Annotated in this window: 21 protein-coding genes; 15 read left to right on the top strand and 6 right to left on the bottom strand. The window is 69.1% G+C overall.

Features of this window, described 5'->3' with window-relative positions; all coding sequences use genetic code 11:
* Positions 1-106 precede the first annotated feature (106 nt).
* From O5I81_RS15405 to O5I81_RS15380, 6 genes are all read left to right on the top strand, one after another.
* A complete protein-coding gene (locus tag O5I81_RS15405) occupies positions 107-952 on the top strand; it encodes a methyltransferase (RefSeq protein WP_271065743.1) in 846 nt (281 codons plus the stop codon).
* 82 nt (positions 953-1034) lie between these two features.
* Positions 1035-1937 (top strand): methyltransferase, encoded by a 903-nt coding sequence (locus O5I81_RS15400; protein ID WP_271065742.1) that lies wholly within the window; start codon positions 1035-1037, stop codon positions 1935-1937.
* On the top strand, positions 1934-2617 hold the full coding sequence (locus O5I81_RS15395) for a hypothetical protein (RefSeq protein WP_271065741.1): 684 nt from the start codon (positions 1934-1936) through the stop codon (positions 2615-2617). Before O5I81_RS15400 ends, O5I81_RS15395 begins: the two co-directional genes overlap by 4 nt.
* A gap of 121 nt (positions 2618-2738) precedes the next feature.
* Positions 2739-3047 (top strand): SCP2 sterol-binding domain-containing protein, encoded by a 309-nt coding sequence (locus O5I81_RS15390; protein ID WP_271065740.1) that lies wholly within the window; start codon positions 2739-2741, stop codon positions 3045-3047.
* 124 nt (positions 3048-3171) lie between these two features.
* A complete protein-coding gene (locus O5I81_RS15385; RefSeq protein WP_271065739.1) occupies positions 3172-3837 on the top strand; it encodes a hypothetical protein in 666 nt (221 codons plus the stop codon).
* Complete coding sequence (locus O5I81_RS15380) at positions 3834-4790, top strand: alpha/beta hydrolase (protein ID WP_271065738.1); 957 nt, start codon at positions 3834-3836, stop codon at positions 4788-4790. Before O5I81_RS15385 ends, O5I81_RS15380 begins: the two co-directional genes overlap by 4 nt.
* Here the strand turns inward: O5I81_RS15380 and hisN are convergent.
* Positions 4787-5611, bottom strand: coding sequence for a histidinol-phosphatase (gene hisN, locus O5I81_RS15375; RefSeq protein ID WP_271065737.1), 825 nt, complete (start codon positions 5609-5611; stop codon positions 4787-4789). The genes O5I81_RS15380 and hisN overlap by 4 nt on opposite strands.
* A gap of 91 nt (positions 5612-5702) precedes the next feature.
* Entirely contained in the window at positions 5703-7781 is a 2079-nt protein-coding gene (locus O5I81_RS15370; protein ID WP_271065736.1) for a S46 family peptidase, read from the bottom strand.
* A 172-nt stretch (positions 7782-7953) separates the two neighbouring features.
* Here O5I81_RS15370 and O5I81_RS15365 point away from each other — a divergent pair, with 172 nt between their 5' ends.
* From O5I81_RS15365 to O5I81_RS15350, 4 genes are all read left to right on the top strand, one after another.
* Positions 7954-9123 (top strand): ABC transporter permease, encoded by a 1170-nt coding sequence (locus O5I81_RS15365; protein WP_271065735.1) that lies wholly within the window; start codon positions 7954-7956, stop codon positions 9121-9123.
* A complete protein-coding gene (locus tag O5I81_RS15360; protein ID WP_271065734.1) occupies positions 9120-9872 on the top strand; it encodes an ABC transporter ATP-binding protein in 753 nt (250 codons plus the stop codon). Before O5I81_RS15365 ends, O5I81_RS15360 begins: the two co-directional genes overlap by 4 nt.
* 22 nt (positions 9873-9894) lie before the next feature.
* Positions 9895-10887: an efflux RND transporter periplasmic adaptor subunit gene (locus O5I81_RS15355; RefSeq protein ID WP_271065733.1), complete on the top strand. Its 993-nt coding sequence runs from the start codon at positions 9895-9897 to the stop codon at positions 10885-10887.
* 197 nt (positions 10888-11084) lie between these two features.
* On the top strand, positions 11085-11810 hold the full coding sequence (locus O5I81_RS15350) for a TlyA family RNA methyltransferase (RefSeq protein ID WP_271065732.1): 726 nt from the start codon (positions 11085-11087) through the stop codon (positions 11808-11810).
* Between the two features lie 256 nt (positions 11811-12066).
* Here O5I81_RS15350 and O5I81_RS15345 read toward each other — a convergent pair whose 3' ends face one another.
* A complete protein-coding gene (locus tag O5I81_RS15345; RefSeq protein WP_271065731.1) occupies positions 12067-12489 on the bottom strand; it encodes a glycine zipper 2TM domain-containing protein in 423 nt (140 codons plus the stop codon).
* Between the two features lie 125 nt (positions 12490-12614).
* On the opposite strand from O5I81_RS15345, the gene O5I81_RS15340 reads away from it, so the two are divergent.
* On the top strand, positions 12615-13919 hold the full coding sequence (locus O5I81_RS15340; protein WP_271065730.1) for a class I SAM-dependent RNA methyltransferase: 1305 nt from the start codon (positions 12615-12617) through the stop codon (positions 13917-13919).
* Between the two features lie 91 nt (positions 13920-14010).
* Here the strand turns inward: O5I81_RS15340 and O5I81_RS15335 are convergent, their stop codons facing one another.
* Positions 14011-15408, bottom strand: a complete 1398-nt coding sequence (locus O5I81_RS15335; RefSeq protein WP_348637265.1) for a PA0069 family radical SAM protein — start codon at positions 15406-15408, stop codon at positions 14011-14013.
* Positions 15409-15520: 112 nt separating this feature from the next.
* On the opposite strand from O5I81_RS15335, the gene O5I81_RS15330 reads away from it, so the two are divergent.
* Positions 15521-16030, top strand: coding sequence for a glycosyltransferase (locus O5I81_RS15330; protein ID WP_271065729.1), 510 nt, complete (start codon positions 15521-15523; stop codon positions 16028-16030).
* A 280-nt stretch (positions 16031-16310) separates the two neighbouring features.
* Here O5I81_RS15330 and O5I81_RS15325 read toward each other — a convergent pair whose 3' ends face one another.
* Together O5I81_RS15325 and O5I81_RS15320 are read right to left on the bottom strand one after the other, a co-directional pair.
* Positions 16311-17963: a lytic transglycosylase domain-containing protein gene (locus tag O5I81_RS15325; RefSeq protein WP_271065728.1), complete on the bottom strand. Its 1653-nt coding sequence runs from the start codon at positions 17961-17963 to the stop codon at positions 16311-16313.
* 141 nt (positions 17964-18104) lie between these two features.
* Positions 18105-18932, bottom strand: coding sequence for a uracil-DNA glycosylase (locus tag O5I81_RS15320; protein WP_271065727.1), 828 nt, complete (start codon positions 18930-18932; stop codon positions 18105-18107).
* Positions 18933-19074: 142 nt separating this feature from the next.
* Between O5I81_RS15320 and O5I81_RS15315 the strand changes: the two genes are divergently transcribed.
* The 3 genes from O5I81_RS15315 to O5I81_RS15305 all read left to right on the top strand — a co-directional run bounded on the left by O5I81_RS15315 (position 19075) and on the right by O5I81_RS15305 (position 23576).
* Positions 19075-20760, top strand: a complete 1686-nt coding sequence (locus O5I81_RS15315) for an electron transfer flavoprotein-ubiquinone oxidoreductase (RefSeq protein ID WP_271065726.1) — start codon at positions 19075-19077, stop codon at positions 20758-20760.
* Positions 20761-20984: 224 nt separating this feature from the next.
* A complete protein-coding gene (locus tag O5I81_RS15310) occupies positions 20985-22703 on the top strand; it encodes a tetratricopeptide repeat protein (RefSeq protein WP_271065725.1) in 1719 nt (572 codons plus the stop codon).
* Positions 22704-23576 (top strand): 4-(cytidine 5'-diphospho)-2-C-methyl-D-erythritol kinase, encoded by an 873-nt coding sequence (locus O5I81_RS15305; protein ID WP_271065724.1) that lies wholly within the window; start codon positions 22704-22706, stop codon positions 23574-23576. It abuts the gene before it with no gap.
* The last annotated feature ends 137 nt before the right edge of the window (positions 23577-23713 follow it).

The following is a 23713-nucleotide window of genomic DNA, read 5'->3' as shown; positions in this document are numbered from 1 at the left end:
TGATGAATTGGTGAGGGGGGATTTGCTTTTCAAGGGGTGACCGAACAGGGTTTCGCCGCCCCGTTATGAGGGCTAGGCTGCCGCCTCGACTTTTGGGGAGAGCAGCATGCTGGATCGGCGCGCGACACTGGTTCTGATGGGGGCCACGGCCCTGAGCAGCGGAACCGCCTTCGCCAGGGGGGCCACCGACGAGGCCTTGAAGGCCGCCATCGCCGGACCCCAGCGCGGGGCCGCCCACCTCGCGCGCGACCCGCACCGCCATCCCTATGAGAGCCTGACCTTCTGGGGCCTCAAGCCGAAGCAGACGGTGATCGAGATCAGTCCGGGGAGCGGCTACTGGACCGAGATTCTCGCCCCCTACGCCAAGGCCACGGGCGGGACCTATATCGCCGGCGTGGCCGACCTGGCCAACCCGGCCCTGTCCGAAGGGGCGAGGAAGGGACGGGCCAACTTCGAGGCCAAATACGCCGACAAGGCGACTTTCGGCGACATCGCCTACGTGGGGTTCGGGCCGAAGTCGGGGCCGCTCGGCCCGCCCGGCTCGGCCGACCTCGTGATCACTGCCCGCAACGTCCACAACTGGCTGGGCGGCGGCATGCTGGACAAGGTGATGGCCGACTTCTTCGCGGTGCTGAAGCCGGGCGGCATGCTCGGCGTCGAGGACCACCGGGCCGACCCGCTGCCCCAGGCCGAGGGCGCGCCGACCGGCTACATGTCGACGGCCTTCGTCGTCGCGGCGGTCGAGAAGGCCGGCTTCAGGTTGGCGGCCAAGTCGGAGATCAACGCCAACCCCAAGGACGACAAGGACCACCCCTTCGGCGTCTGGACCCTGCCGCCCGTGCGGCAATCGGCCCCTCGCGGCCAGCCCGACGACCCGACCTTTGACCGTGCGCCCTTTGATTCTGTTGGGGAAAGTGACCGCATGACGCTTCGGTTCGTGAAGCCGAAGTAGAAACCGGGATTTTGACGCGGGCGCCCATAGCCGCTATGGCACGTTCGCGAGCGCGGGGGCGATCCTGAAAGTGACAGTACGCATGCGTTCAGATCTGTTCATTCCGTCGCGGCGGGCCCTGGTGGCCGGCGCCGCCAGCCTGGCGCTGGCGGGTTGCGGCAAGAAGACGGCAGAGACCCCGAACGCGGAAGCCCCCAAGGGCGGCAAGCCGGCCGAAATCGGCAAGATCGCCACGATCGGCGACTCCGTGGCCGGCGCCTGGCGCCTGCCCGCCGACAAGGCCCGCGACGCATGGCGCCACCCGGTCGAGAGCCTGACCTTCTGGGGTCTCAAACCGGGACAGACGGTTGTCGAGTTCTGGCCCGGGGCCGGCTGGTACACCGATATCCTGGCGCCGTTCCTGGATGCGACGGGCGGCAAGCTCTACGTCGCCAACCTCGAGCCGTCGGACCCGCAGACGACCGAGGTGGTCGAGGCCTACAAGCGCAAGCTGACCGACAACAAGAAGGTCTACGGCGCCGTCGAGGTCACCGCCTTCGGCCCGACCAGCGGGCCCGTGGCCCCGGCCGGAAGCGCCGATCTGGTGCTGTTTCTGCGCAATTTGCACAACTGGATGGCGGCCGGCATCGCCGACAAGGCCTTCCGCGACGCCTTCGCGGCGCTCAAGCCCGGCGGGGTTCTGGGCATCGAGGAACATCGCGGCGTGCCGGGCGCTGTACAGGACCCGCTGGCGGCTGACGGCTATGTGCAACAGGACTACGCGATCCAGTTGGCGAAAGAGGCAGGATTCTTGCTGTCAGCCGACAGTGAGATCAACGCCAACCCGAAAGACGACAGGAAGCACCCTTTTGGCGTATGGACCTTGCCGCCGACGCGACTGTCCGCCCCCCGGGGGCAGCCGCCGAAGGCCGGTTTCGACCACGCCAAGTATGATGCGATCGGCGAGAGCGATCGCATGACCCTCAAGCTTGTGAAGCCTAAATGACCGTCAGCCGCCGCGTCCTCTTCTTCGCTCCGCTCCTGACCGTGCCGTTGTTCGCGGGACAGGCGGTCGCCGCCACGCGTGAGACCGATGTCTCCAAGGTGTACGTCTTCCTCGACAACTTCCTGCGCATGACGCCGGCCGAGCGGGCCCGGCTGAAGGTCGATTTCTACCTGACCCAGAACGGCAATCCGCCCAAGGGCGTGCGCGCCTGGTGGATCGACAAGGACGGGACCCGCACCGACGTGCCGATCGCCGCCGATGGCCGGTTCGAGAAGGAGCCCAGCCTCAAGCAGCTGGTCGAAAAATCGAAGATGGTCTTCGAAGGTCCGAACGCCGGCGGTTTCTCGGTGCGCATCGGCCTGGTCTGGGGCTCCAAACCGGCGATCGAGATGGACGCCCGCAAGGTGGCCGACTACCTCAACGACGCCAACGCCATCGTCAAGAAGGCGGCCGGCAAGTTCGGCATGGTTGCGCCGAAGATGGTCCAGGTGGCCTTCCCCGGCGGCGGTTCGGGCACGGCGGTGATGTTCGACGGACAGACCGCGCCGCTGCCGATGTTCAAGGGCTCGCCCGCCTTCAACCCCACGGCCCAGGCCAGCGCCGCCAAACTGCGCTTCGCCAAGGCCCCATGGCGGATGGAATTCGCCGGGCCGAAACACTCGGGCGTGGTGTTCGGCTAGGAACCTCTTCGGGGCGAAGGTGTCGCCCGCGTCACTTTTTTCGACGATCTAAACGCTGTTCGCTTGCCCGGCGAGCGCGAGAAAGCTATCGCTTGATCGCCTGACATCTAGGGAGAGCGGCATGAGCAATCTGCAAGAAGTTACCGATCGCGTGAGAGCCGCCGTGGGCGACGATTCCGGTCTGGGAAAGACCCTGAAGTTCGACCTCAAGGGCGACGGCTTCATCCACATCGACGGCGGCACCGTCACCAACGAAGACGCGCCGGCCGATCTGACCATGACCATTTCGCTGGCTGACCTGCTGGAAATGGGCGCGGGCAAGCTGGACGCCACCATGGCCTTCATGAGCGGCCGCCTGAAGCTGTCGGACATGGGTCTCGCCATGTCGCTGCAGCCGAAGATGGGCGCCCTGTTCGCGCGCATGGCCTAAACGCCACACCGAACGGTTTTGCGGGCGGCGCGGAGGGGGTGACCCTTCCGCGCCGCTTTGCATTTCGGCGTTTGGCTGCTTTTCTGTTCGAGGGAGGCCGGGGGCGTTCCGCATGAGGCATTCGATGACCACCACCCGCCGCGCCGCCCTGACGGGTCTGGCCGCCCTGTTGCCCCTCGGCCTGGCCGGTGAAGCCTTCGCCAAGAGCAAGGGCGTCGAGGCCGGCAAGCTGTTCCCGTTCCTGGATCTGTTCCTGAGCATCCCGGCCGCCGACCGCACGAAATTCACCCTGGCCTACTTCTACAAGGTCGAAAGCGGCGGGCCGCTGACCTTCACCCTGGTTGGGCCCGGGGGGACGCGCACGCCGCTGCCGCTCGGACCGGACGGGCGGGTGACCCGGCTGCCGACCCTGGCCGACCTCAAGGCCAAGGCGACGATCGAGATGACCGCGCCGGAGGGCTCGAAATTCAAGGGCCAGATGATGATGCTGGCCAGGACGCCGCCGGCCGCGACCATGGACGCCGGCGAGCTCGCCGCCGCCGTGGCCCAATGCCAGAAGGCCATCAAGGCCAAGGCCGGCCTGATCGGCTTCGCGGCGCCCAAGGTCAAGCGGGTGGTGCTGCATGGCGCCGGCTCGGGCACGGCCGTGGACGCCAAGGGCGCGGCCAGGCCGCTGCCGGTGATCGCCGGCGCGCCGAGCTATGATCCGGAGCTGATGGCGGGCATGGTCACCCTCAAGCTGGCGCGCGCGCCGAGCCGCATCGAACTCGACGAGCGCCCGAAAAAATGACCCTAAACGCCCCCCTGCTTGACATCCCCGAAGCCCCGGTCCCGCCGGGCGCCGTGGGCGAATGGTTCAAGGGGGCGGACGGCGCGCGGCTGCGCGGGGCGATCTTCACCCCGCCCGGCAAGGCGCGGGGCTCGGTGGTGCTCAGCCCCGGGCGGACCGAGGCCATCGAGAAATACTACGAGGTCGTGGGCGAACTGATGGCCCGCGGCTTCGTGGTCGTGGTCCATGACTGGCGCGGCCAGGGGCTGTCGCACCGGCTGCTGCCGGACCGGCTGAAGGGCCACGCGGTGGGGTTCGGCGACTTCGTCTCCGACTACGGCGCCCTGGTCGATCATTTCGCCGCTCGGATGCCGCAGCCCTGGCTGGCCGTCGGCCATTCGATGGGCGGATGCCTGACCACCCTGGCCCTGGCCCAGGGGCAGGCGAAGCGGTTCGTCGGGGCCTTCCTGTCGGCCCCGATGATGGGGCTGCTGACGCCCGGCCGGCCGAAGGCGCCGACGCGGGCCCTGGCCTGGCTGATGGCCCGGCTGCAGGGCGCCAACTACATCCTCAACCAGCCCGGCGATCCGCACGGCAGTCCGTTCGACGGCAACATCCTGACCCACGACGACAGGCGCTATGCCCGGACGATGGCCCAGCTGGCCGCCTGTCCGGAGATGCGGCTTGGGGCCGGCACCTGGAGCTGGCTGGACTTCGCCTTCGCCGCCTCGGCCTGGCTGAAGACGTCGCCGCAGGTGGCGGCGCTGGACCTGCCGGTGCTGGTGCTGGGCGCGGGGCTGGAGGCTCTGGTCGACAACGCGGACCAGCAGGCCATCGTCGCCCGAATGCCCAGGGGCGAATGGCGCAAGATCTCCGGCGCCTACCACGAACTGTTCCAGGAAACCGACGACATCCGCGCCCAGGTCTGGGCCGCCTTCGACGGCTTCGTCGATCCGCTGGTCCCGAAGGTCTAGTGGGCTGACCGCTTGAGGGTGACCAGCGCCGCCTCCAGGCAGGCGCGGTCGCCGGCGAAGGCGAACTGATCGCCGTCGGTGCGGGCGGGCTTGCCGTCCCACTGGGTGACGATGCCGCCGGCCCCCTCGATGACCGGGATCACCGCTTCCACGTCCCAGACCTTCAGGCCGGTATCGAGGGCGAGATCGATCTTGCCCATGGCGACCATGGCGTAGCCGTAGGCGTCGAGGCCCAGTCGCGCCAGGCGGGCGGCGGCCCGGACCTGGGTCCAGGATCCCAGCTCCGGACCGGTCAGGATGGCCGGGTCAGTCGTGCAGATGATGGCCTCGGTCAGTTTGGGGCAGGGGCGCACGCGGATCGGCGTCGAGGCGCCGCGCGCCATCAGCCGCGAGCCGGTGGCCGCCCCGCCGATATAGAGCTCGCCGATGTAGGGTTGGCCGATCGAGCCGAGCACCGGCCGGCCTTCGTGGCGCAGGCCGATCAGGGTGGTCCACAGCGGCAGGCCGGCGATGAAGGCGCGGGTGCCGTCGACCGGGTCGAGCACCCAGACGAAATCGGCGTCGGCGTTCTCCTCGCCGTACTCCTCGCCGATGATGCCGTGGTCCGGGTAGCGGGCGTTGATCAGGGCGCGGATGGCGCGCTCGGCGGCCTTGTCGGCCTCGGTGACGGGGTCGAACACCGTGCCGGGCGGACCGGCCAGCCCCTTGTCCTCGAGCCCGTGGTCGGCCCGGAACAGCGGCAGGATGGTGGCGGCGGAGGCGTGGTTGAGCTCGACCAGGAAGGCGTCGAGCTCGGCGAGCAGGGCGGGGGAGAGGGGCATGGGCCGAGGGGTAGGACCGTCCGCTCCGAGGGGCAACTGGGAAATCCTCCCCCGTCAGGCCTTCGGCCTGCCGAGGGAGGATTTGGCGGTCCTACTTCCCGGTCAGTTCCTTCACCAGGTTCGTCTGCCCATACACCTTGACCAGCGCCTCGGTGATGGCCGCCGTCGAGACCACGACGGTGCGGTTCAGCGTTCCGTCGTAGCCGTACGCCCCGCCCAGGCTGTGGATGTTGCCGTCGAAGGCCGCGCCGATCACCTGGCCCTTGGCGTCGATCACCGGCGAGCCGGAGTTGCCGCCGATGATGTCGTTGGTGGTCGTGTAGTCGAACACCGTGTCGGCGTTGAGGGACGCTTGCTTGTCCAGCCAGGATTTCGGCAGGGCGAAGGGCGCCTCGCCGGTGGCGCGGTCGAAGGTCCCGCCGATCTTCGTGAAGGCCGGCACGGTGGTCCCGCGATAGGTCCAGCCCTGAACCTTGCCGTAGGACAGGCGCAGGCTGAAGGTCGCGTCCGGATAGACGCTCTCGCCATAGACCGCGAAGCGGGCCTGGGCGATGCGCTCGGCGGCCGAATCGACCGGGGCGGTGACCTGGCTTTCCCAGACCTTCCTCAGGGCGCGGCCCTGACCCTCGGTGCGCAGCACGAACTGGATCATCGGATCGTCGCTAGCCTCGATGGCCGCCATGCCGCCGTCCCACAGGGCCTTGCGCACGGCCGGATCGCCCAGCTTGCTGCCCGACACGAGACGGGCCGACAGGCCCTGCGGGCTTTCCTTGCCGAGAATCGTCTTCACGCCCGGATGGTCGACGGTCAGGTATTCCCGCGTCTTCAGCAGCCAGTGCTCGAGCTTCAGCTGGTCGATGCCGGCGATCACCGGCGTGCCCGCCATCAGGCCGCGTTCCATGCGGGCCAGGGCGGCGTCGCTGTAGTCGGGCGAGCGCTCGCCGGCCGGCTTGGCCTTCTCGCGGCTGGCGCGGACCAGGGTCTGAGCCCAGTTGTAGAGGCGGGCGCCGCCGCCGGCCTCGGTCTCCAGCTGGCGATACTCCAGCCAGTTGTCACGGTAGGCGACCTGCGCCTTTTCGACGTCGGCCCAGGGATCGCCGAGCTTCGCCGACAGGGCCGGATCGGCCTTCACCTTGGCGCGCAGTTCGTCCTCGGCGGCCCGCTTGGCGTCCATGAAGCCCTTGTCGTTGAGGGTCAGCTGGCGGCCGTAGAAGACCTTGAAGCCATTCTCCAGCCCGAACAGGGCGTCGCCGGCGGTGCGCTTCTGTTCGTCGCCGCCCTTGGCGTATTCGAGGTAGCGGCCGCGCAGTTCAGAGCGCTGCAGCTGGCCGATCGGGATGGTCAGATCGCGCTGGGTCTCCATCTGGGCGACGGTCAGCAGGCGCTCGGTGGAGCCGGGGTTGCCCACCACGAAGGTCAGGTCGCCTTCCTTGGGGGCCGAGGCGTTCCACTTCAGGAAGTTCTTCGTCGCCACCGGTTTGCCGTCGGCCCCGTAGGCGCGCAGGAAGGCGGCGTCGAGGTCGTAGCGGGGGAAGTTGAAATTGTCCGGGTCGCCGCCGAAGAAGGCGATGTCGAACTCCGGCGCGAAGACCAGGCGCACGTCGGTGTAGCGCTGGAACCTGTAGACCTTGTACTGGCCGCCCCGGTACAGGCTGATCGTCTGGCAGCGGACGCCGGCCTCGGCCCCGCAGACGTTTTTCTCGGCGGCGCTGGCGGCGGCGTCGCGGGCCTTCACGAAGTCTTCGCCCGTCTTGCCGGCCCCGGCGGCGCGGACCTCGGCGGTGACGTCGGTGATCGACAGCAGCACCTCGGCCGTCTGGCCCGGGCACTTCAGTTCCTCTTCGCGCAGGTTGGCGCGGAAGCCGTTCTTCACATAGTCCGTGGTCGGAGACGACAGGGCGCTGGTGCAGCCCTGGACGCAGTGGTTGTTGGTCAGGATCAGCCCGTCCTTGGAGACGAAGCTGGCCGAACAGCCGGCGATGCGCACGGCCGACAGGCGGACATGGTCCAGCCACCGCGCGTCCAGCTTGACGCCGTAGTCGGCCTCGATCTTGGCGGTGGGCAGGTTGTCGAAGGTCCACATGCCTTCGTCGGCGGCGGCGGGGGTGGCGGCGCCGGCGGCGCAAACGGTGGCGACGGCGATGCCGGCCATCAACGCGATACGGGTCATAAACGCTCTTTTCCTCGAGGAATGACGGCAGCTTCCTGCGTCCTGCTGCGGCAATAGCGCGCTGTTGTGCCCCATGGCTAGGATTTCGCCGCGGCCTTACCCCGATTTAACTTGGATGGGGGGGATGCTGTCGTCCATACCCGGGGTCCGTTCGGGAGGGTTGCAGGCGCCTATGTCGCTCGCTTTGGCTACATTGATTTACGAGTGGCGGCGCTACATGGCCGCCGTCATCGCGCTCGCCTGTTCAGGCCTGCTCGTGCTGTTCTTCATCGGCATGTTCATGGGCATCGGCAAGGGCTTCACCGCCCAGATCGACCGCGCCCGCGCCGACATCATGGTGCTGGGCCCGGGCGCCACGGCCCTGTTCAACGGCGGCCCGTCCGGCCTGCCGCGCCGCCTGATGCCGATCGTCATCGGCCACCCGGAAGTGGTGCAGGTCGCCCCGATCGACGGCTCCGGCGGTCGCTTCCAGAACATCACCGAGGTCGACCCCACGGCGCCCGCCGGAACCGTGCCTAAGAATCGCAAGATGGAGTTCGTCAGCGTCAACATCATCGACGCCATCCCCGGCTACGTGACGGTGCCGACCGACTACACCAGCGAGATGGTCGAGACTCTGCGCCAACCCTACACCGTGGCTGTCGACCAGACGGCCCTCGCCCGGCTCGGCGTCAAGCTCGGCGACAAGGCCATCTACAACGGCAAAACCGTGACCGTCGCGGTGGTCACCACCGGTTATCCCAACATGATGCAGCCGACCGTGGTCATGTCTCGCGACACCCTGCGCCTGCTGGGCGAGGCGGACACCGGCCCGCGCGTCGCGCCGCTGATGGTCAAGCTGGCCGATCCGTCCCGCGCCGAAATCGTCGCCGCCCAGCTCAACAAACTTGGCGAGGGCAAGTTCAAGGCCTGGACCCGCGCCGAGCTGGCCGAGGCCAACGAGGGCGCCCTGTTCAAGGAAAGCTTCATCGCCATCATCCTGATCGCGGCGGTGATCATCTCCGGCTTCATCGGCGTGGTCATCACCTGGCAGACCCTGCGCGGCGCCATCATGGCCAACATCAAGGAGTTCGCCTCCCTGCGGGCCCTCGGCGTCTCCATGGGCAGCCTGCGGGTCATCGTCATGGAGCTGAGCTTCTGGGTCGGCGTTGTCGGCATCCTGATGTCGCTGGCCCTGACCTGGGCGGTGTCGCTGCTGGCGGCCATGGGGGCCCTGCCGATGGCGTTCCCGCCGACCATCGTCATCGCCGTTTCGATCTTCCTGCTGATCATCGCCATGCTGTCGGGCCTGCTGTCCCTCGGCGTGCTCAAGAACAGCCAGCCCGCGGACCTGCTGCGATGAGCGCCAAGAAATCCTCCAACCAGCTTGGGACGGTCGCCCTGCAGGCCAAGGGCATCGTCAAGCGCTTCAAGACCGGCAAGACCTACATCGAGGTCCTCAAGGGCGTCGATTTCGATGCCCGCCACGGCGACGTGACCATGGTCATGGGCCCCTCGGGCAGCGGCAAGTCGACCCTGGTGGCGGCCCTGTCGGGCCTCCTGCAACCCGATGCCGGCCATGTCTCGGCTCTGGAGGCCAAGGACCTCTGGAAGCTGTCGTCGGGCCGGATCGACAAGTTCCGCCTCGACCACTGCGGCTTCATCTTCCAGGGCTTCAACCTGTTCCCGGCCCTGACCGCCAAGCAGCAGGTGATGGCCGCCCTCAAGTACCAGGGCGTCTCGCCCGGCGAGGCCAGCCGCCGCGCCCTGCAGGCCCTCGACGAGGTCGGCCTGACCCCCAAGATCAACCAGCGGCCGGCCGAACTGTCGGGGGGCGAGAAGCAACGGGTGGCCATCGCCCGGGCCCTGGCCAAGAACCCCGACCTGATCTTCGCCGACGAGCCGACCTCGGCCCTCGACGGCCAGAACGGCCAGATCGTCATCGGCCTCTTGCGTCGCGCCGCGACCGAGCATGGCGCGGCGGTGATCTGCGTGACCCACGACCCCCGCCTGGAGGCCTATGCCGACCGGGTGATCCACATCGAGGACGGCAAGATCCTGGACGACGTGCGCCGCACGCCCGATCCCAATCCGCCGTCCCTCTCGCACTGATTTCTCAAGGACGACCCCTCAAATGCCCGGATTTCTCCGTAAGCCCTGGTTCTGGATCCTCACCGTCATCGTGGTGGCGGGCGTCGGCGGCTTCTTCCTCATGAAGGCCGGCGCGGCCCAGAAGAAGAAGCAGGACGAGGCCGCCGCCAAGAACATGCCGGTCAGCCCCTTCGCGGCCATCGGCAACGGCAAGGCCGATGTCGAGGGCGGCGTCATCCAGGTCGCGGCCCGCCGCGGCGGGGTGGTCAAGTTCGTCTATGTCGAGGAAGGCGAGGCCGTCGTCGCCGGTCAGATCCTGGCCCGCCAGGAAGACGATGATCCGCGCCTGGCCGTGGCCAGCGCCCGCGCCCGGGTGAACCAGGCCGAGGCGCAGATCGGCGTGCTGCAGGTCAAGCTGAACGCCGCCCGCCGCGAATACCGCCGTCTGGAAGACCTGCTGGCCAGCAACTTCGTGGCCAAGCAGCGCATGGACCAGAAGATGGACGAGATCCGCGATTGGGAAGCCCAGATTGCCGCCCAGCGCGCCACCGTCGCTACCAGCCGCGCCGCCCTGAACGAGGCCGAGTACGCCCTGGAACAGACCGTCATCCGCGCCCCGATCGACGGCCGCATCGCCCGCCGCTACGCCAACCCTGGCGCCGGCGCCTCGACCCTCAACGTCTCGACGATGTTCGACCTCGAGCCCAACACCGCCCGCATCGTCCGCGCCGAGATCGTCGAGGCGGACATTCCCAACGTCAAGGACAACCAGCAGGTCGAGATCACCCCGGAGTCGGACCCCAACAAGGTCTATGTCGGCAAGGTCTTGCGCCGCGCCGGCGTCTTCGGGGCCCGCAAGCTGGCCTCGGACGATCCCAGCCAGCGCAGCGACGAGCGCGTCGTCGAGGTGGTGGTCAGCGCCGACGGCGCCCCGCTGCTGGTCGGCCAGCGCGTGCTGGTCAAGTTCATGAAGCCCGGCTTCCCGGCCGGCGCCGTCCGCGCCAAGCCGAAGACGGACGAAGCGACGAAGAAGTAGGTCGGCGCAGAAGAACAGATCCTTCTCCCGCTCGTCGGGAGAAGGTGGCCCCCGAAGGGGGTCGGATGAGGGCAGCGCCGATGGTGGACGATTTCCACCAAGGCGCTGCCTTTTTCGTCTAAGGCCCGGTGCTGCCCTCATCCGACCGCTTCGCGGCCACCTTCTCCCGACAAGCGGGAGAAGGGTAAGGAAACGCCATGCGCACACGTCTCGACCTCCTGCTCGTCGACCGCGGCCTGTTCGACAGCCGCGCCAAGGCCCGCGCCGCCATCGAGGCCGGCGGCGTGACAGTCGATGGCAAGCCGGCCACCAAGGCATCGCTGGCCGTCGAGGAAGACGCGGACATCGCCGCCGTCGCCGCCCACCCTTACGTCGGTCGGGGCGCCCTCAAGCTTGAGCATGCCCTGAACCTCTGGCCGGTGACGGTCGAGGGTCGCACCGTGCTCGACATCGGCGCCTCCACCGGCGGCTTCACCGAGGTCTGCCTCCTGCGCGGCGCCCTCCAGGTGTTCGCCGTCGATGTCGGCCGCGACCAATTGCACCCGCGCATCGCCGAAGACCCCCGCGTCGTCGAGCTGCCCGGCCAGGACGCCCGCAGCCTCGACATTGACCTGATCCCCACCGCTCCCCAGCTGGTCGTTTGCGACCTCAGCTTCATCTCGGTGACCAAGGCGCTTGGCCCGGCCCTGGCCCTGGCTGCCTCCGGGGCCGACCTGGTCCTGCTGGTCAAACCGCAGTTCGAGGCCGGCCGTGAACGGGTCGGCAAGGGCGTCGTCACCGATCCGGCCATCCGCCAGGACTGCCTCGACACTGTCGCGGCCTGGGTCGCCGAACAGGGCTGGAGGGTCGAAGCCACCACCGACAGCCCGATCACCGGCGGCGACGGCAATCACGAGTTCCTGCTCTGGGCGCGCAAACCTTAGCGTCAATCGACCCGCCATCTCTGTCATCCCGGCCGCAGCGCGAATCGCGGAGACCCGGGACCCAAGGGGTGACGGAGCGTGCTATCGCAGCCGCGACCGTCCTTGCGCGCGGCCCCTGGGTCCCGGATCGCCCCTGCGGGGCGTCCGGGATGACAGGGGGGCGGTATAAAAGGGGGGTGAATGCTCGCCTGTCCCAACAGAAAACGGACCCCGGTTTCCCGGGGCCCGCGTTCAAACCTTCAGGGTCAGTCCGCGATCAATAACGACCGCTGGGACGCCAGTCGCCATTGCGGTTGCGGCAGACTTCAAACCCGTGCCAGCGGCTGCCACGGTACTCCTGCACCCAGCGGCAGTTGTCGCGGCGATAGCTGATCCGCTTGGGATAGCTGGCGCAGCGCACGTTCTTTCGGCCGACTTCCTTGCCCGCGAAGGCGCCGACGGTGCCGCCGACCAGGGCGCCTTCGCCCCGGTTGCCGTCACCGGCCACGGCCGCGCCGAGCACGCCGCCGATGATGGCGCCGGTGACGGTGCCCTTCTTCTCGGCCTGTTTCTTTTCGTAGTTGCACGGCGACTGGCCACGGCCGTAGTCGCGGTACTGTTGGGCCGACGCCAGGGTCGGGGCGGCGAAGGCCGGGATGGTCATAGCGGCCATGACGGCCACGGTTGCGATCTTGCGCATGACAGATACCTCTCTCTGCGTTGGGCTTTCCGGCGGCGGGGGGAGCGCCGGTATCGCCTCTGGGGATGATGAACCGGCCAACCTGAATGGAAGCTGACAGCGGTTCATCGATGTTGCGGGCGTCCATGGCTTGCACCCGGGCGCTCATCGCCATAACAACCAGCCAACCGGCGGGTTCCGCCAGGAGCAAGCTGCTGACCACCTCCCGTGACATTGAAATCACACGCATCGGCGCCCAGGGCGACGGAATCGGCGAGCGTGTCTTCGTCCCTCTGACCCTGCCCGGCGAAACCGTGCGCGCCCGCATCGACGGCGAGCGCGGCGAAATCGACGCGCTGCTGACCACCAGCGCCGATCGTGTGCCGCCGCCCTGTCCGCACTTCGGCGTCTGCGGCGGCTGCGCCCTGCAGCACTGGGCGGCGGAGCCCTATCTCGCCTGGAAGCGCGAGCGGATTGTCGAGGCCCTGTCGCGCGAACAGCTGGAGACAGAGGTCCTCAGCACCTTCGCCTCGCCGCCGGCCTCGCGCCGTCGCCTGGCGCTGCACGCCCGGGCCGCCAAGGGCGGGGCGGTGGTCGGCTTCAAGGAGCGGCGCAGCTGGAAGCTGGTGCCGATCGAGGTCTGCCCGATCACCGATCCGCGCATCGTCGCCGCCCTGCCGGCGCTGCGGGCCCTGGCCAAACCCTTCCTCGAACATCCCAAGTCCGCCCCGACCCTGCATGTCACCCTGACCCGCACGGGCCTGGACATCGACATCACCGGCGTCGAGGCCAAGAGCGGCGGCCTGTCGGCCGACGCCCGCGTTCGGGCGGCGATGATCGCCCAGGAGGCCGACTTCGCCCGCGTCACCATGGCCGGCGAGGCGATCTACGCCACCCGCGAATGCATGGTCACCCTCGGCCAGGCCCATGTCGCCCTGCCGCCCGGCGCCTTCCTGCAGGCCGTGCCCCAGGCCGAGGCCGCCATGGCCGCCTTCGCCGTGGAGGCCGTCAGCGGCGCCGCCCGCATCGCCGACCTGTTCTGCGGCGTCGGCACCTTCACCTTCCGGTTGGCCGAGGTCGGCACGGTGCTGGCCGCCGACTCCTCCGCCCCGGCCATCGCCGCCCTCAAGTCGGCCGCCGGCCGCGCCCCCGGCCTGAAGACCATCACCGCCGAGGCCCGCGACCTGACCAAGCGCCCGGTGCTGTCGCGTGAACTGGCCAAGATCGACGCCGTGGTCTTCGATCCGCCCCGCGCCGGCGCCCTGGAACAGGCCGGCGAGATCGCCCGCTCCAAGGTCGAGCGCGTGGTCGGCATCTCCTGCAACCCCGCCACCTTCGCCCGCGACGCCCGCGTGCTGGTCGACGCCGGCTTCAAGCTGGACCGGGTTCTGCCCGTCGATCAGTTCCTCTGGTCGCCGCACGTCGAGCTGGTGGGGGTGTTTTCGCGGTAGGCTGTGGCCGCCTCATCCTCCCCCGTTTACGGGGGAGGGGGACCACGAAGTGGTGGAGGGGGCGAGGGCCGTGCGCCGGCCTCGCTCGAACTCACACAGATTTCTTCTTCGAAACCCCCGCCTTCCGCGCACGGCGCTCGCCCCCTCCACCATCGCCTTCGGCGACGGTCCCCCTCCCCCGTGAACGGGGGAGGATGGGAGGTTCCGCCACCCCGTCCTCTTTCACGCCGGGCAGTCTCTGCGGCTCCGCCTCTTCGCCCGTCTTCCAGAACGTATGCTTCCGGTGCAGACACGGCTCCGTCCCCACCGGCAAAGGACTCGCCGCTTCGCTCAGCGGAAAGCCATGCACCGGATTGGCCATCGCCCCCCGCAATCCCACGACATCCGCCTGCGGCTTCACCGCCTTCACCACCTCGCCGAACAGATCCATCTGGTCACCGGCCTTGGGCGGAACCTTGAAGCTTCCCAGATTCATGGCCGGCATCTCGCCGTCCAGCCCGAACCGCCGTTTGGCCGCCGCGAACCGGGCGGCGATCAGTTCGGCGACCGGGCCCTCGCCCTTCTGTCGCCGGCCCCAGTCGGCGGTGTAGTCGGCCCCGCCCCGCGTCTGGCGGATCAGCGACATCACCCGCGCCGCCCGCCCCGGATGATCCGACGACAGCCACTGCTGGAACAGCGAGGCGATCTCGCGCGGCAGCCGGATGACGACATAGCCCGCCGTCGTCGCCCCCGCCTCGGCCGACGCCTCCAGCACCGCCTCCAGCTCATGGTCGTTGAGCGCCGGGATGACCGGCGCGAACATCACCGCCGTCGGCACGCCCGCCGCGCTCAGCGCCCGCACCGCCTCCAGCCGCCTGGCCGGGGTGGCGGCGCGCGGCTCCATGCTGCGCGCCAGCTTGCGGTCGAGGGTGGTGATCGACAGCGCCACGCGGCACAGGCCCTCGGCGGCGGCCGGCGCCAGGATGTCGAGGTCGCGCAGCACCAGGGCCGACTTGGTGATCAGGGTGAAGGGCTGCTTGAAGCGGTAGAGCGTCTCGATCACCCGCCGGGTGACCCGCATCTTGCGCTCGGCCGGCTGATACGGATCGGTGTCGCCGCCGATATGGATGACCTCGGGCCGGTAGCTCTTCTTCGACAGCTCCTTGGCCAGCAGCTCGTGAGCGAACGGCTTGAAGAACAGCTTGCTCTCGAAATCCAGGCCCGGCGACAGGCCCAGATAGGCATGGGCCGGCCGCGCATAGCAGTAGATGCAGCCGTGCTCGCAGCCCCGGTAGGGGTTGATCGACTTGTTGAAGCCGATGTCGGGGCTGTCGTTGCTGGCGATGATGCTCTTGGCGTGGTCGGCCTGGATCACCGTCCGCAGCGGCTTCGGCTTCTCGTCGTCCGCCGTCCAGCCGTCGTCGAACTCCTCCCGCTGCAGGCTGAGGAAGCGGCTGGTGTCGTTGGTGCGGGCGCCACGGCCCTTGGTCTGGAGCGGTATGGGGGGCACGGGCGGAGCATACGCCAGCGTGCGAACAAAACAAGAACTATGGTTTGGTAAGGATGGTTAACAAAATGCGACGAAAGGCGAACGCCGCTTCCCACCGGCCCGCTGAGCGGCCATGAACAGGACCATGATTTCCGTGGTGATCCCGACCCGCGATTCCGCCCGCACTCTGCCGGTCACCCTGGCCAGCCTGGTCGGGGCCGCGCTGGAAGGGCTGGTCAAGGAGGTGCTGGTCGCCGACGCCGGCTCGGCCGACGCCACCCTGGAGATCGCCGACGACGCCGGGGCCAGGGTCGTGACCGACGGCGTCGCCGCCGCCTGCGCCGCCGCCCGCGGCGACTGGCTGCTGATCCTGGAGCCGGGCGTGAAACTGTCGCCCGACTGGGAAACCGCCGCCGCCATGCACATGGCCCGCACCTGGGAGCGGGCGGGGCGCTTTCGAGCCTCGAAGGACGGCCGCCGCCCCTCGCGCCTGCTGGCCGAGGCCCTGCGCCTGCCGCTGAAGGGCGACGAGGGCCTGCTGATCTCGCGCCGGCTCTACGACCAGCTGGGCGGGGAGGGGCGCGGTTTGCTGGGCCGGCTGCAGGGCCGGATCGACCGCCTGGACGCGCTGATCACCCGCTAGAAACGCCCGCCCGCCGGGCCTCTGAGCAATATGTCTAGACATATTCATCGAGCAAAAGCGGCGAAACCCCGGCTTTCGGCGGGTTCCGGCGGGCGCGTTGGCATGGCGGTATCCCCAGGCGCCAACATTCCCCGCTCCGGCGCCTACGCTACACCTACGCCGGCGCCAACGTTCACAGCCGCTGCCGCTACCAAATTATCACCTTAAATCAGCGCCTTGCGGAAAATGACCGCTTTCCAAGGCCTTGCCGGGGTATAATGGTAGTCCGCTTCGATAACCCCTAGCGGTCGCTGCGCAGGTTCACGATCCGCTCGTACCGCGCCGCCTGGTCCAGGGTCGGGGTCGGTTGCCCCCACATCCGGCGATAGGTCCAATACCCAAACGCGACTTTCTCCACGTACTCCCGCGTCTCCCTGGCCGGCAGGCTTTCCATGAACAGCAACGCGTCGGCGTCCGGCTCCATGCGCTTGCGGGTCTTGATCACCGCCCCGGCCCCGCCGTTGTAGGCGGCGATGACGCGGAACAGGTCATAGGCGTCGTCGCCGCCGCCCAGGCCCCGCTCCATCAACCAGGTCATGTAGTCCTGGCCGATGCGCAGGTTCACCGGCGGGTCGAACAGCGGCATGATGTTGTAGAGCAGGTGGTCGTCGCCGGCCGCCTCCGCCGCCGAGGTCGGCCGCACCTGCATCAGGCCCACGGCGCCGGCATGGCTGTAGGCGTAGGGATTGAACCGGCTCTCCTGGCGGACCAGGGCGTAGACCAGGGCCTTGTCGAGGGTGAAGCCGCCGTCGGGATAAAGCTCCGGCACGTCATAGGGCTCGGCGCGATAGGGGCGGGCCTTCTTCTTGACCGGGGCGGGGCCGGGGGTCGGCGTCGGGGCGACCTGCAGCGGCACCTTGAGGGCGACGATCAGGGTCTGCCAGTCCTTCTGGTCGGTGTCGCTGCGGGCCAGGGCCAGGCCGACGCGCAGTTCCTGGGCGGCCTCGACCGGCCGGTCGATCTGCACCAGGGCGGCGGCGCGCTGGGCCCGCGCGTCGCGCTCGATCAGGGAGTCGGCCTTGCGCTGGTCGCGGCTCGAGACGCGGATCAGCAGCGGGCTGACAGTGGGGATGTCATCGACCACCGGCCTGGGCGCGGGCGGCGCCTCGCTGGTCTTGAAGGCGATTTCCCGCCCGCCTTCCATCTCCAGCTTCCGCGTCGCGATCAGGCCGTAGAAGGTGTAGGGCGTGCCCGCCGCGCGCTGGAAATAGCCGCGGGCGGCCTGCCGGTCGCCCAACCGCTCGGCGCAGCGGCCGGCCCAGAACCAGGCCGCCGAGCGCAGCCAGTCGTCGTTGCCGTCGTCCTCGGCCACCTTGAGGAAGAAGGCGGCGGCCTCGCTGACCTTGCCCAGCCGCCAGCCGGCCAGGGCGGCGATCCAGGGCTCGTCCGCCGACGGCGCCAGGGCCCAGGCCTCGGCGGTGCGGCCCGAGTAATAGGCGTCGCGGGCCGCGAAACTGGCGTCGCCGAGGGTGGTCTCGTTGCCGGCCTGCATCCAGACGCGGGCGGCGGCGAGGAAGCTGGGCTTGGCCGGCTCGCGGGCCCCGCGCGGCTGGCGCTTCTGGGCCAGGGCGTAGATGCGCTCGGCCCCGCCCAGCTCGCCATGGTCGCCCAGCCAATCGACCAGTTCGGGATAGGTCGCGCGGTAGGCCGTCGGGTGCATCAGTTTGACGAACTCGACATGGCCGATCAGGGAGCGGTCCTTGACCTTGGCCAGGACAGCGTCGGCCTCGTCGAAGTCACCCCGGTCGGCGGCGGCGAAGGCGGCGCGGTAACGGGCTTCATCGGGCTTGGACAGCGGGCCGTCGGCGGCCAGGGCGGGGGCCGCGATGCAGGCGAGGGCCAGCAGGGCGAGGGCCGCCAGAACTCTGCAAAGCTTCACGCCGGCCGCAACCATGCCGAAAACCCCCGAACTCGATTTGACCGGCCCCGATACAGCGATCGCGCCGACAAAAGGTTAAGCGCGGGCGGCTTTGAACCAGAGTTCAACGGCCGCACGCCCTTCAGTGGAGCCCCCCACTGCAAGAGGCGTGCAGCTTTAGGCAGGGCGACCCTGGCGATCAAGCCTTTCGGTCAAGGTCAGCAGGTCAGCCCAGGCCTTCTTCTTGGCTGCCGGCTGGCGCAGCAGGAAGGCGGGGTGAAGTGTCGGCATGGCGGGCAGGTCGAGCGCGCCGTCGGTCGACTTCCATTCGAACCAGCGGCCACGCATGGCGAGAATGCCTTCGTCCCGTTTCAGCACGGCCTTGGCCGAGGCCCCGCCGGCCAGCAGCAGCATGCGGGGCTTCACCAGGGCGACGGCCCGCTCGACGAAGGGGGCGCAGACCGCCTGTTCGGCCGGGGTCGGGGTGCGGTTGCCGGGGGGGCGCCAGAAGACGGTGTTGGTGATGAACACCCGGTCGGTAAGGCCCGCGGCGCCCAGCATCTTGTCGAGCAGCTTGCCGGCCCGGCCGACGAACGGCTGGCCGACCGAATCCTCATCGGCCCCGGGGCCTTCGCCGATGACCATCACCGGCGCGTCGAGGGCGCCGCGATAGAAGACCGACTGCCGCGCGCCCTCGTAGCGTAGTGGACAGCCCTCGAAGGCGGCGATCGCCTCGGCCAGCGCTTCGATGCTGTTCGCGGCCGCCGCCATCGCCTGCGCCTGGTCCAGAGCCGCGCCGATGTCGATGTTGGGCACGCCGGGCCGGGCTGGCCGGATCGGGGTCGGCGGCGGGGGAGGCGGCGCCGGCCGCGCCCGGGCTTTGAGCCGCTCGGCGCCCTCGGCCAGCCGGTCGATCGCCTCGTCGGCATACAGCGCCTCCACCCCCGCGTCGGCCCAGAAGGCGAGCAGGGCCTCGGCGGCGCGGCGGTCGGAGGCGGGAGTCATGGGAGGGCAAGGATAGGGGCCTCAGGCCCGCCGGTCACCCCGGCAAGTTGCGCATATTCGCGGTTTGCGACGCCATTCCCGCTTGACCGCCGTTGCGTCTGGTTCAGATAAGCGTGCCAGAGGATCGAACCGGGGACTGACCATGAGCGACATCGACACGGCCGCCGAAGAGCGCGAAGCCATGGAGTACGACGTCGTCATCGTCGGCGGCGGCCCTTCCGGCCTGGCGGCGGCGATCCGCCTCAAGCAGATGGCCGAGCAGGCCGGGACCGAGGTTTCGGTCGCCGTGCTGGAAAAGGGCTCGGAAGTCGGGGCCCACATCCTGTCGGGCGCGGTGATCGATCCCAAGGCGCTGACCGAGCTGATCCCCGACTGGAAGGAACAGGGCGCGCCGCTCGAGACGCCGGTCACCCAGGACAAGTTCCTGATTCTCGGCCCCCAGGGCGAGCTCGACCTGCCGATGTTCGCCATGCCGCCGTTCATGCACAACGACGGCTGCTACATCGCCTCGCTCGGCAACCTCTGCCGCTGGCTGGCGACCCAGGCCGAGAATCTCGGCGTCGAGATTTATCCGGGCTTCGCGGCGTCGGACCTCGTCTACCGTGAGGACGGTTCGGTGAAGGGCGTCATCGTTGGCGTCGTCGGCGTCGGCAAGGACGGCCAGAAGAAGGGCTCCTACGAGCCCGGCATGGAACTGCACGGCAAGTATGTCTTCTTCGCCGAGGGCGTGCGCGGCTCGCTCAGCAAGATCCTGATCAACAAGTTCGATCTGCAGAAGGGCAAGAGCCCGCAGAAGTACGGCATCGGCATCAAGGAACTGTGGCAGATCCCGGCCGCCAACCATCGCTCGGGCCTGGCCCAGCACACCACCGGCTGGCCGCTCGACAACGACACCGGCGGCGGCAGCTTCATGTACCACTTCGGGGACAACTACGTGGCCATCGGCTACGTCGTGCACCTCAACTACAAGAACCCCTTCCTCTCGCCCTTCGACGAATTCCAGCGCTTCAAGCACCACCCGTCGGTGAAGCCCTACCTCGAGGGCGGCAAGCGCATCGCCTACGGGGCCCGCGCCATCACCGAGGGCGGCTACCAGTCGGTGCCCAAGCTGATCTTCCCGGGCGGCGTGCTGATCGGCTGCTCGGCTGGCTTCGTCAACGTGCCCCGCATCAAGGGCAGCCACAACGCCATGAAGACCGGCATGCTGGCCGCCGAGGAAGCCTTCAAGGCTCTGCAGGCCGGCCGCCAGGCTGACGAGCTGGTCGAATACCAGGCCGCCTACGAGGGCAGCTGGGTGGCCAAGGAACTGAAGATCGTCCGCAACGCCAAGCCGCTGCTTGGCAAGCTGGGCACCTTCATGGGCGGCGCGGTCGGCATGTTCGACATGTGGGTCAACTATCTGACCGGCGGCTTCTCCTTCTTCGGCACCATGAAGCACGACAAGACCGACGCCGCCTCGACGGGCCTGGCCAAGGACTTCAAGCAGAAGGTCTATCCCAAGCCCGACGGCGTCATCAGCTTCGACAAGCTGTCGAGCGTCTTCCTGTCGGCCACCAACCATGAGGAAGACCAGCCGGCCCACCTGAAGCTCAAGGATCCGTCGATCCCGATTAACGTCAACCTGCCCCAGTACGGCGAACCGGCCCGGCTCTACTGCCCGGCCGGCGTCTACGAGGTGCTGTACGACGAGGCCGGAGCCAACCCGAAGTTCCAGATCAACGCCCAGAACTGCGTCCACTGCAAAACCTGCGACATCAAGGACCCGTCGCAGAACATCGTCTGGACGACGCCGGAAGGCGGCGGCGGCCCCAACTACCCGAATATGTAGGGGCTCCATCCTCCCCCGTTTGCGGGGGAGGGGGACCACGCGCAGCGTGGTGGAGGGGGCGAGTGACGGAGAGCTGCCTTCCGACGAACAGGGGCCGGCCAGCCTCGCGTTGACCGCGCACGGCCCTCGCCCCTTCCACCACTCGCTTCGCGAGCGGTCCCCCTTCCCCGTGAACGGGGAAGGTTGGCCTTGCTCCCGCCACCGATTGGGGCAACTTACACGGCATGAAGCGCCTTGCCCTTGTTTCCGCCGCGTCCTGCGCCCTGCTGCTCACCGCCTGCGCCACCACCCCGGCGCCCAGCGCCGAGGACGCCGGCCTGCGTCCGGTCCAGAGCAACCACGATACCGAAGGCCAGTCCGGCTACGGCCAGTTCCTCGCCGGCCAGAAGGCCCAGGCCGACGGCCAGAACGACGAGGCCTCCAGCTACTTCGCCCGGGCCGAGGCGCTGGGCGCCGAGACCGGCACCCTCAAGCACCGCATTTTCCAGGCGGCCCTGTTCTCCGGCGATGTCACCCGCGCCGCCGCCAGTGCGCCGGGCGAGGGCGAGGCCTCGGTCATGGTCGTCCGCCTGGGCCTGCTGACCCGCGCGGTCGAGGCCCTGGCGGTCAATGACGCGGCCACCGCCAAGGCCATCATGATCGACCAGACGGTCGGCTTCCCGCACCGCCAGGCCTCGGTCCTGCTGACCCCCTGGGTCGCGGCGGCAGCCGGCGACGAGGAAGGCGCCGTGGCCCGGCCGGTCCTGCGCGGCGACCGGCTGGTCGAGGTCTTCGGCCTGCTCGGCCAGGCCCAGCTGCTGGAACGCTTCAACCGCCTGGACGAGGCCGAGGCCAACTACAGGATCCTGATGGGCTTCGGCGACGCCTCGGCCATCTTCGCCCCCGACTACGGGGCCTTCCTCGAGCGCCGCAAGCGCGCCGCCGAAGCGGTGGTCGTCTATGACACCGCTCTGAAGGCCCGCCCGGGCGACCCTGCCCTGACCGCCGCCCGCGAGCGCGCTGCGAAGAAGCGCAAGGCCCCCGCCATGCCGACCATCCGCGAGGGCTCGTCCCGCGCCCTGCTGATCCCGGCCTCGGCCATGCTGGCCGACAAGCAGTACCAGCTGGCGCTGGCCTACCTGCGCCTCTCGGCCCGCCTCGATCCCAAGCGCGAGGAGCTTTGGCTGGAGCTGGGCGACGTCTACACCGGCCTGGAAGACGCCGAGAACGCCCGCTCCGCCTATGCCCAGGTCAAGGCCGGCAGCCGCGAATACACCGCCGCCCGCTCGCGCCTGGCCTGGTCGCTGCAGGCGGCCGGCGACTCCGACAAGGCCCTGAAGATGGCCGCCGAGGCGGCCGCCGGCGGCCAGCGCGACGCCCTGCTGACCTACGCCGACCTGCTGCGCGCCAACCAGCGCTATGCGGAGTCGGTGACCACCATCAGCCGGGTCATCGAGATCGACGGCGACAAGGCCGACTGGCGCCTCTTCTACATGCGCGGCGTTTCCCGCGAGCGGGCCGGCGACTGGCCCGGCGCCGAGGCCGACCTGCAGAAGGCGCTGGCCCAACAGCCTGACGAGCCGGAACTGCTCAACTTCCTGGGCTATGCCTGGATCGACCGCGGCCAGAACCTTGGCCAGGCGCTCGACATGGTGCAGCGGGCGGTGTCGGCCAATCCGCGCAGCGGGGCGATGATCGACAGCCTGGGCTGGGCCTATTTCCGGATGGGCGACTATCGCAACGCCGTCGATTTCCTCGAACGGGCGGTGACCCTGGAGCCGGCCGATCCCGACATCAACGACCACCTGGGCGACGCCTACTGGCAGGTTGGCCGCCAGATCGAGGCGCGCTTCCAGTGGACCCGCGTCCTGCAACTGAAGCCCGACGCGGCGATGAAGGCCAAGGCTGAAGCCAAGCTGGCCAACGGCCTGACGGGCGTGACGCCGGTCGTGGCCGAACGCTAGATGTCGCTCAGCCGGTTCGCGCCCGCCAAGATCAACCTCTACCTCCATGTCGGGGCGCTGCAGGCGGATGGCTTCCATCCGGTCAGCAGCCTGATGGCCTTCGCCGATGTCGGCGACCGGGTGGCGGTGCAACCGGCCGAGGCGCTCGATTTCGAGGTCACCGGGCCGTTTGCGGGTGGCCTGGCCCTGGAGCCCAACAACCTTGTCCTGCGGGCCGCCTGGGCGCTGACCAAGCTGGCCGGCGGGCCGGTTCCGCCCTTCCGCCTGATCCTCGACAAGCAGCTGCCGATCGCGGCCGGCCTGGGCGGCGGCTCCTCCGACGCCGGCGCCACCCTGCTGCTGTTGCGGGACGCCCTCGGCCTGCCGCTGCAGGACGAGGCGCTCAACGCCGTCGCCGCCGAGCTGGGCTCGGACGGTATCGCCTGCCTGTGGGCCGAGACGGTGATCGGCGAGGGCAGGGGCGACAAGCTGGTCGTCGCCCCCGTCATGCCGGTGCTCGACGCGGTGCTGGTCAATCCCCGCGTCGCCTCGCCGACCGGGCCCGTCTACCGCGCCTATGACGAGGCCGGCGCCCCGGGGAACGCGATGCGGCCCTGGCTGCCGGAGAGCTTCGAGGACGTGGTCGAGGTGGCCGCCGTGCTGGCCACCTGCCGCAACGACCTGGAGGCCCCTGCCGTCGCCCTGACCCCGGCCATCGGCGAGGTGCTGGAAACCCTGCGCGGCGAGCCGGAGACCCTGCTGGCCCGGATGAGCGGCTCCGGCGCGACCTGTTTCGCCCTGTGCGCCGGCGACATCGAAGCCGAGGGCCTGGCTGAGCGGCTGCAGAGCATGCGGCCCGACTGGTGGGTGCGGCGCTGCCGGTTGGGGGCTTAAAATCCTCCTTCGGCAGGCCGAAGGCCTGACGGGGGAGGGGGACCGCCGCCGAAGGCGGTGGTGGAGGGGGCAGCGCCGGCGGATCGGGTTGATCATGAACGCAGGTGTCTCTGCCGCGCCAGAACGCTTTCTCTCCT

Origin of the sequence: Caulobacter sp. NIBR1757 (genome assembly GCF_027912495.1) — a bacterium.
Classification (GTDB): domain Bacteria; phylum Pseudomonadota; class Alphaproteobacteria; order Caulobacterales; family Caulobacteraceae; genus Caulobacter.
Note: the sequence above shows the minus strand (reverse complement) of the source record. Positions and strands in the feature narration are given on the sequence as shown.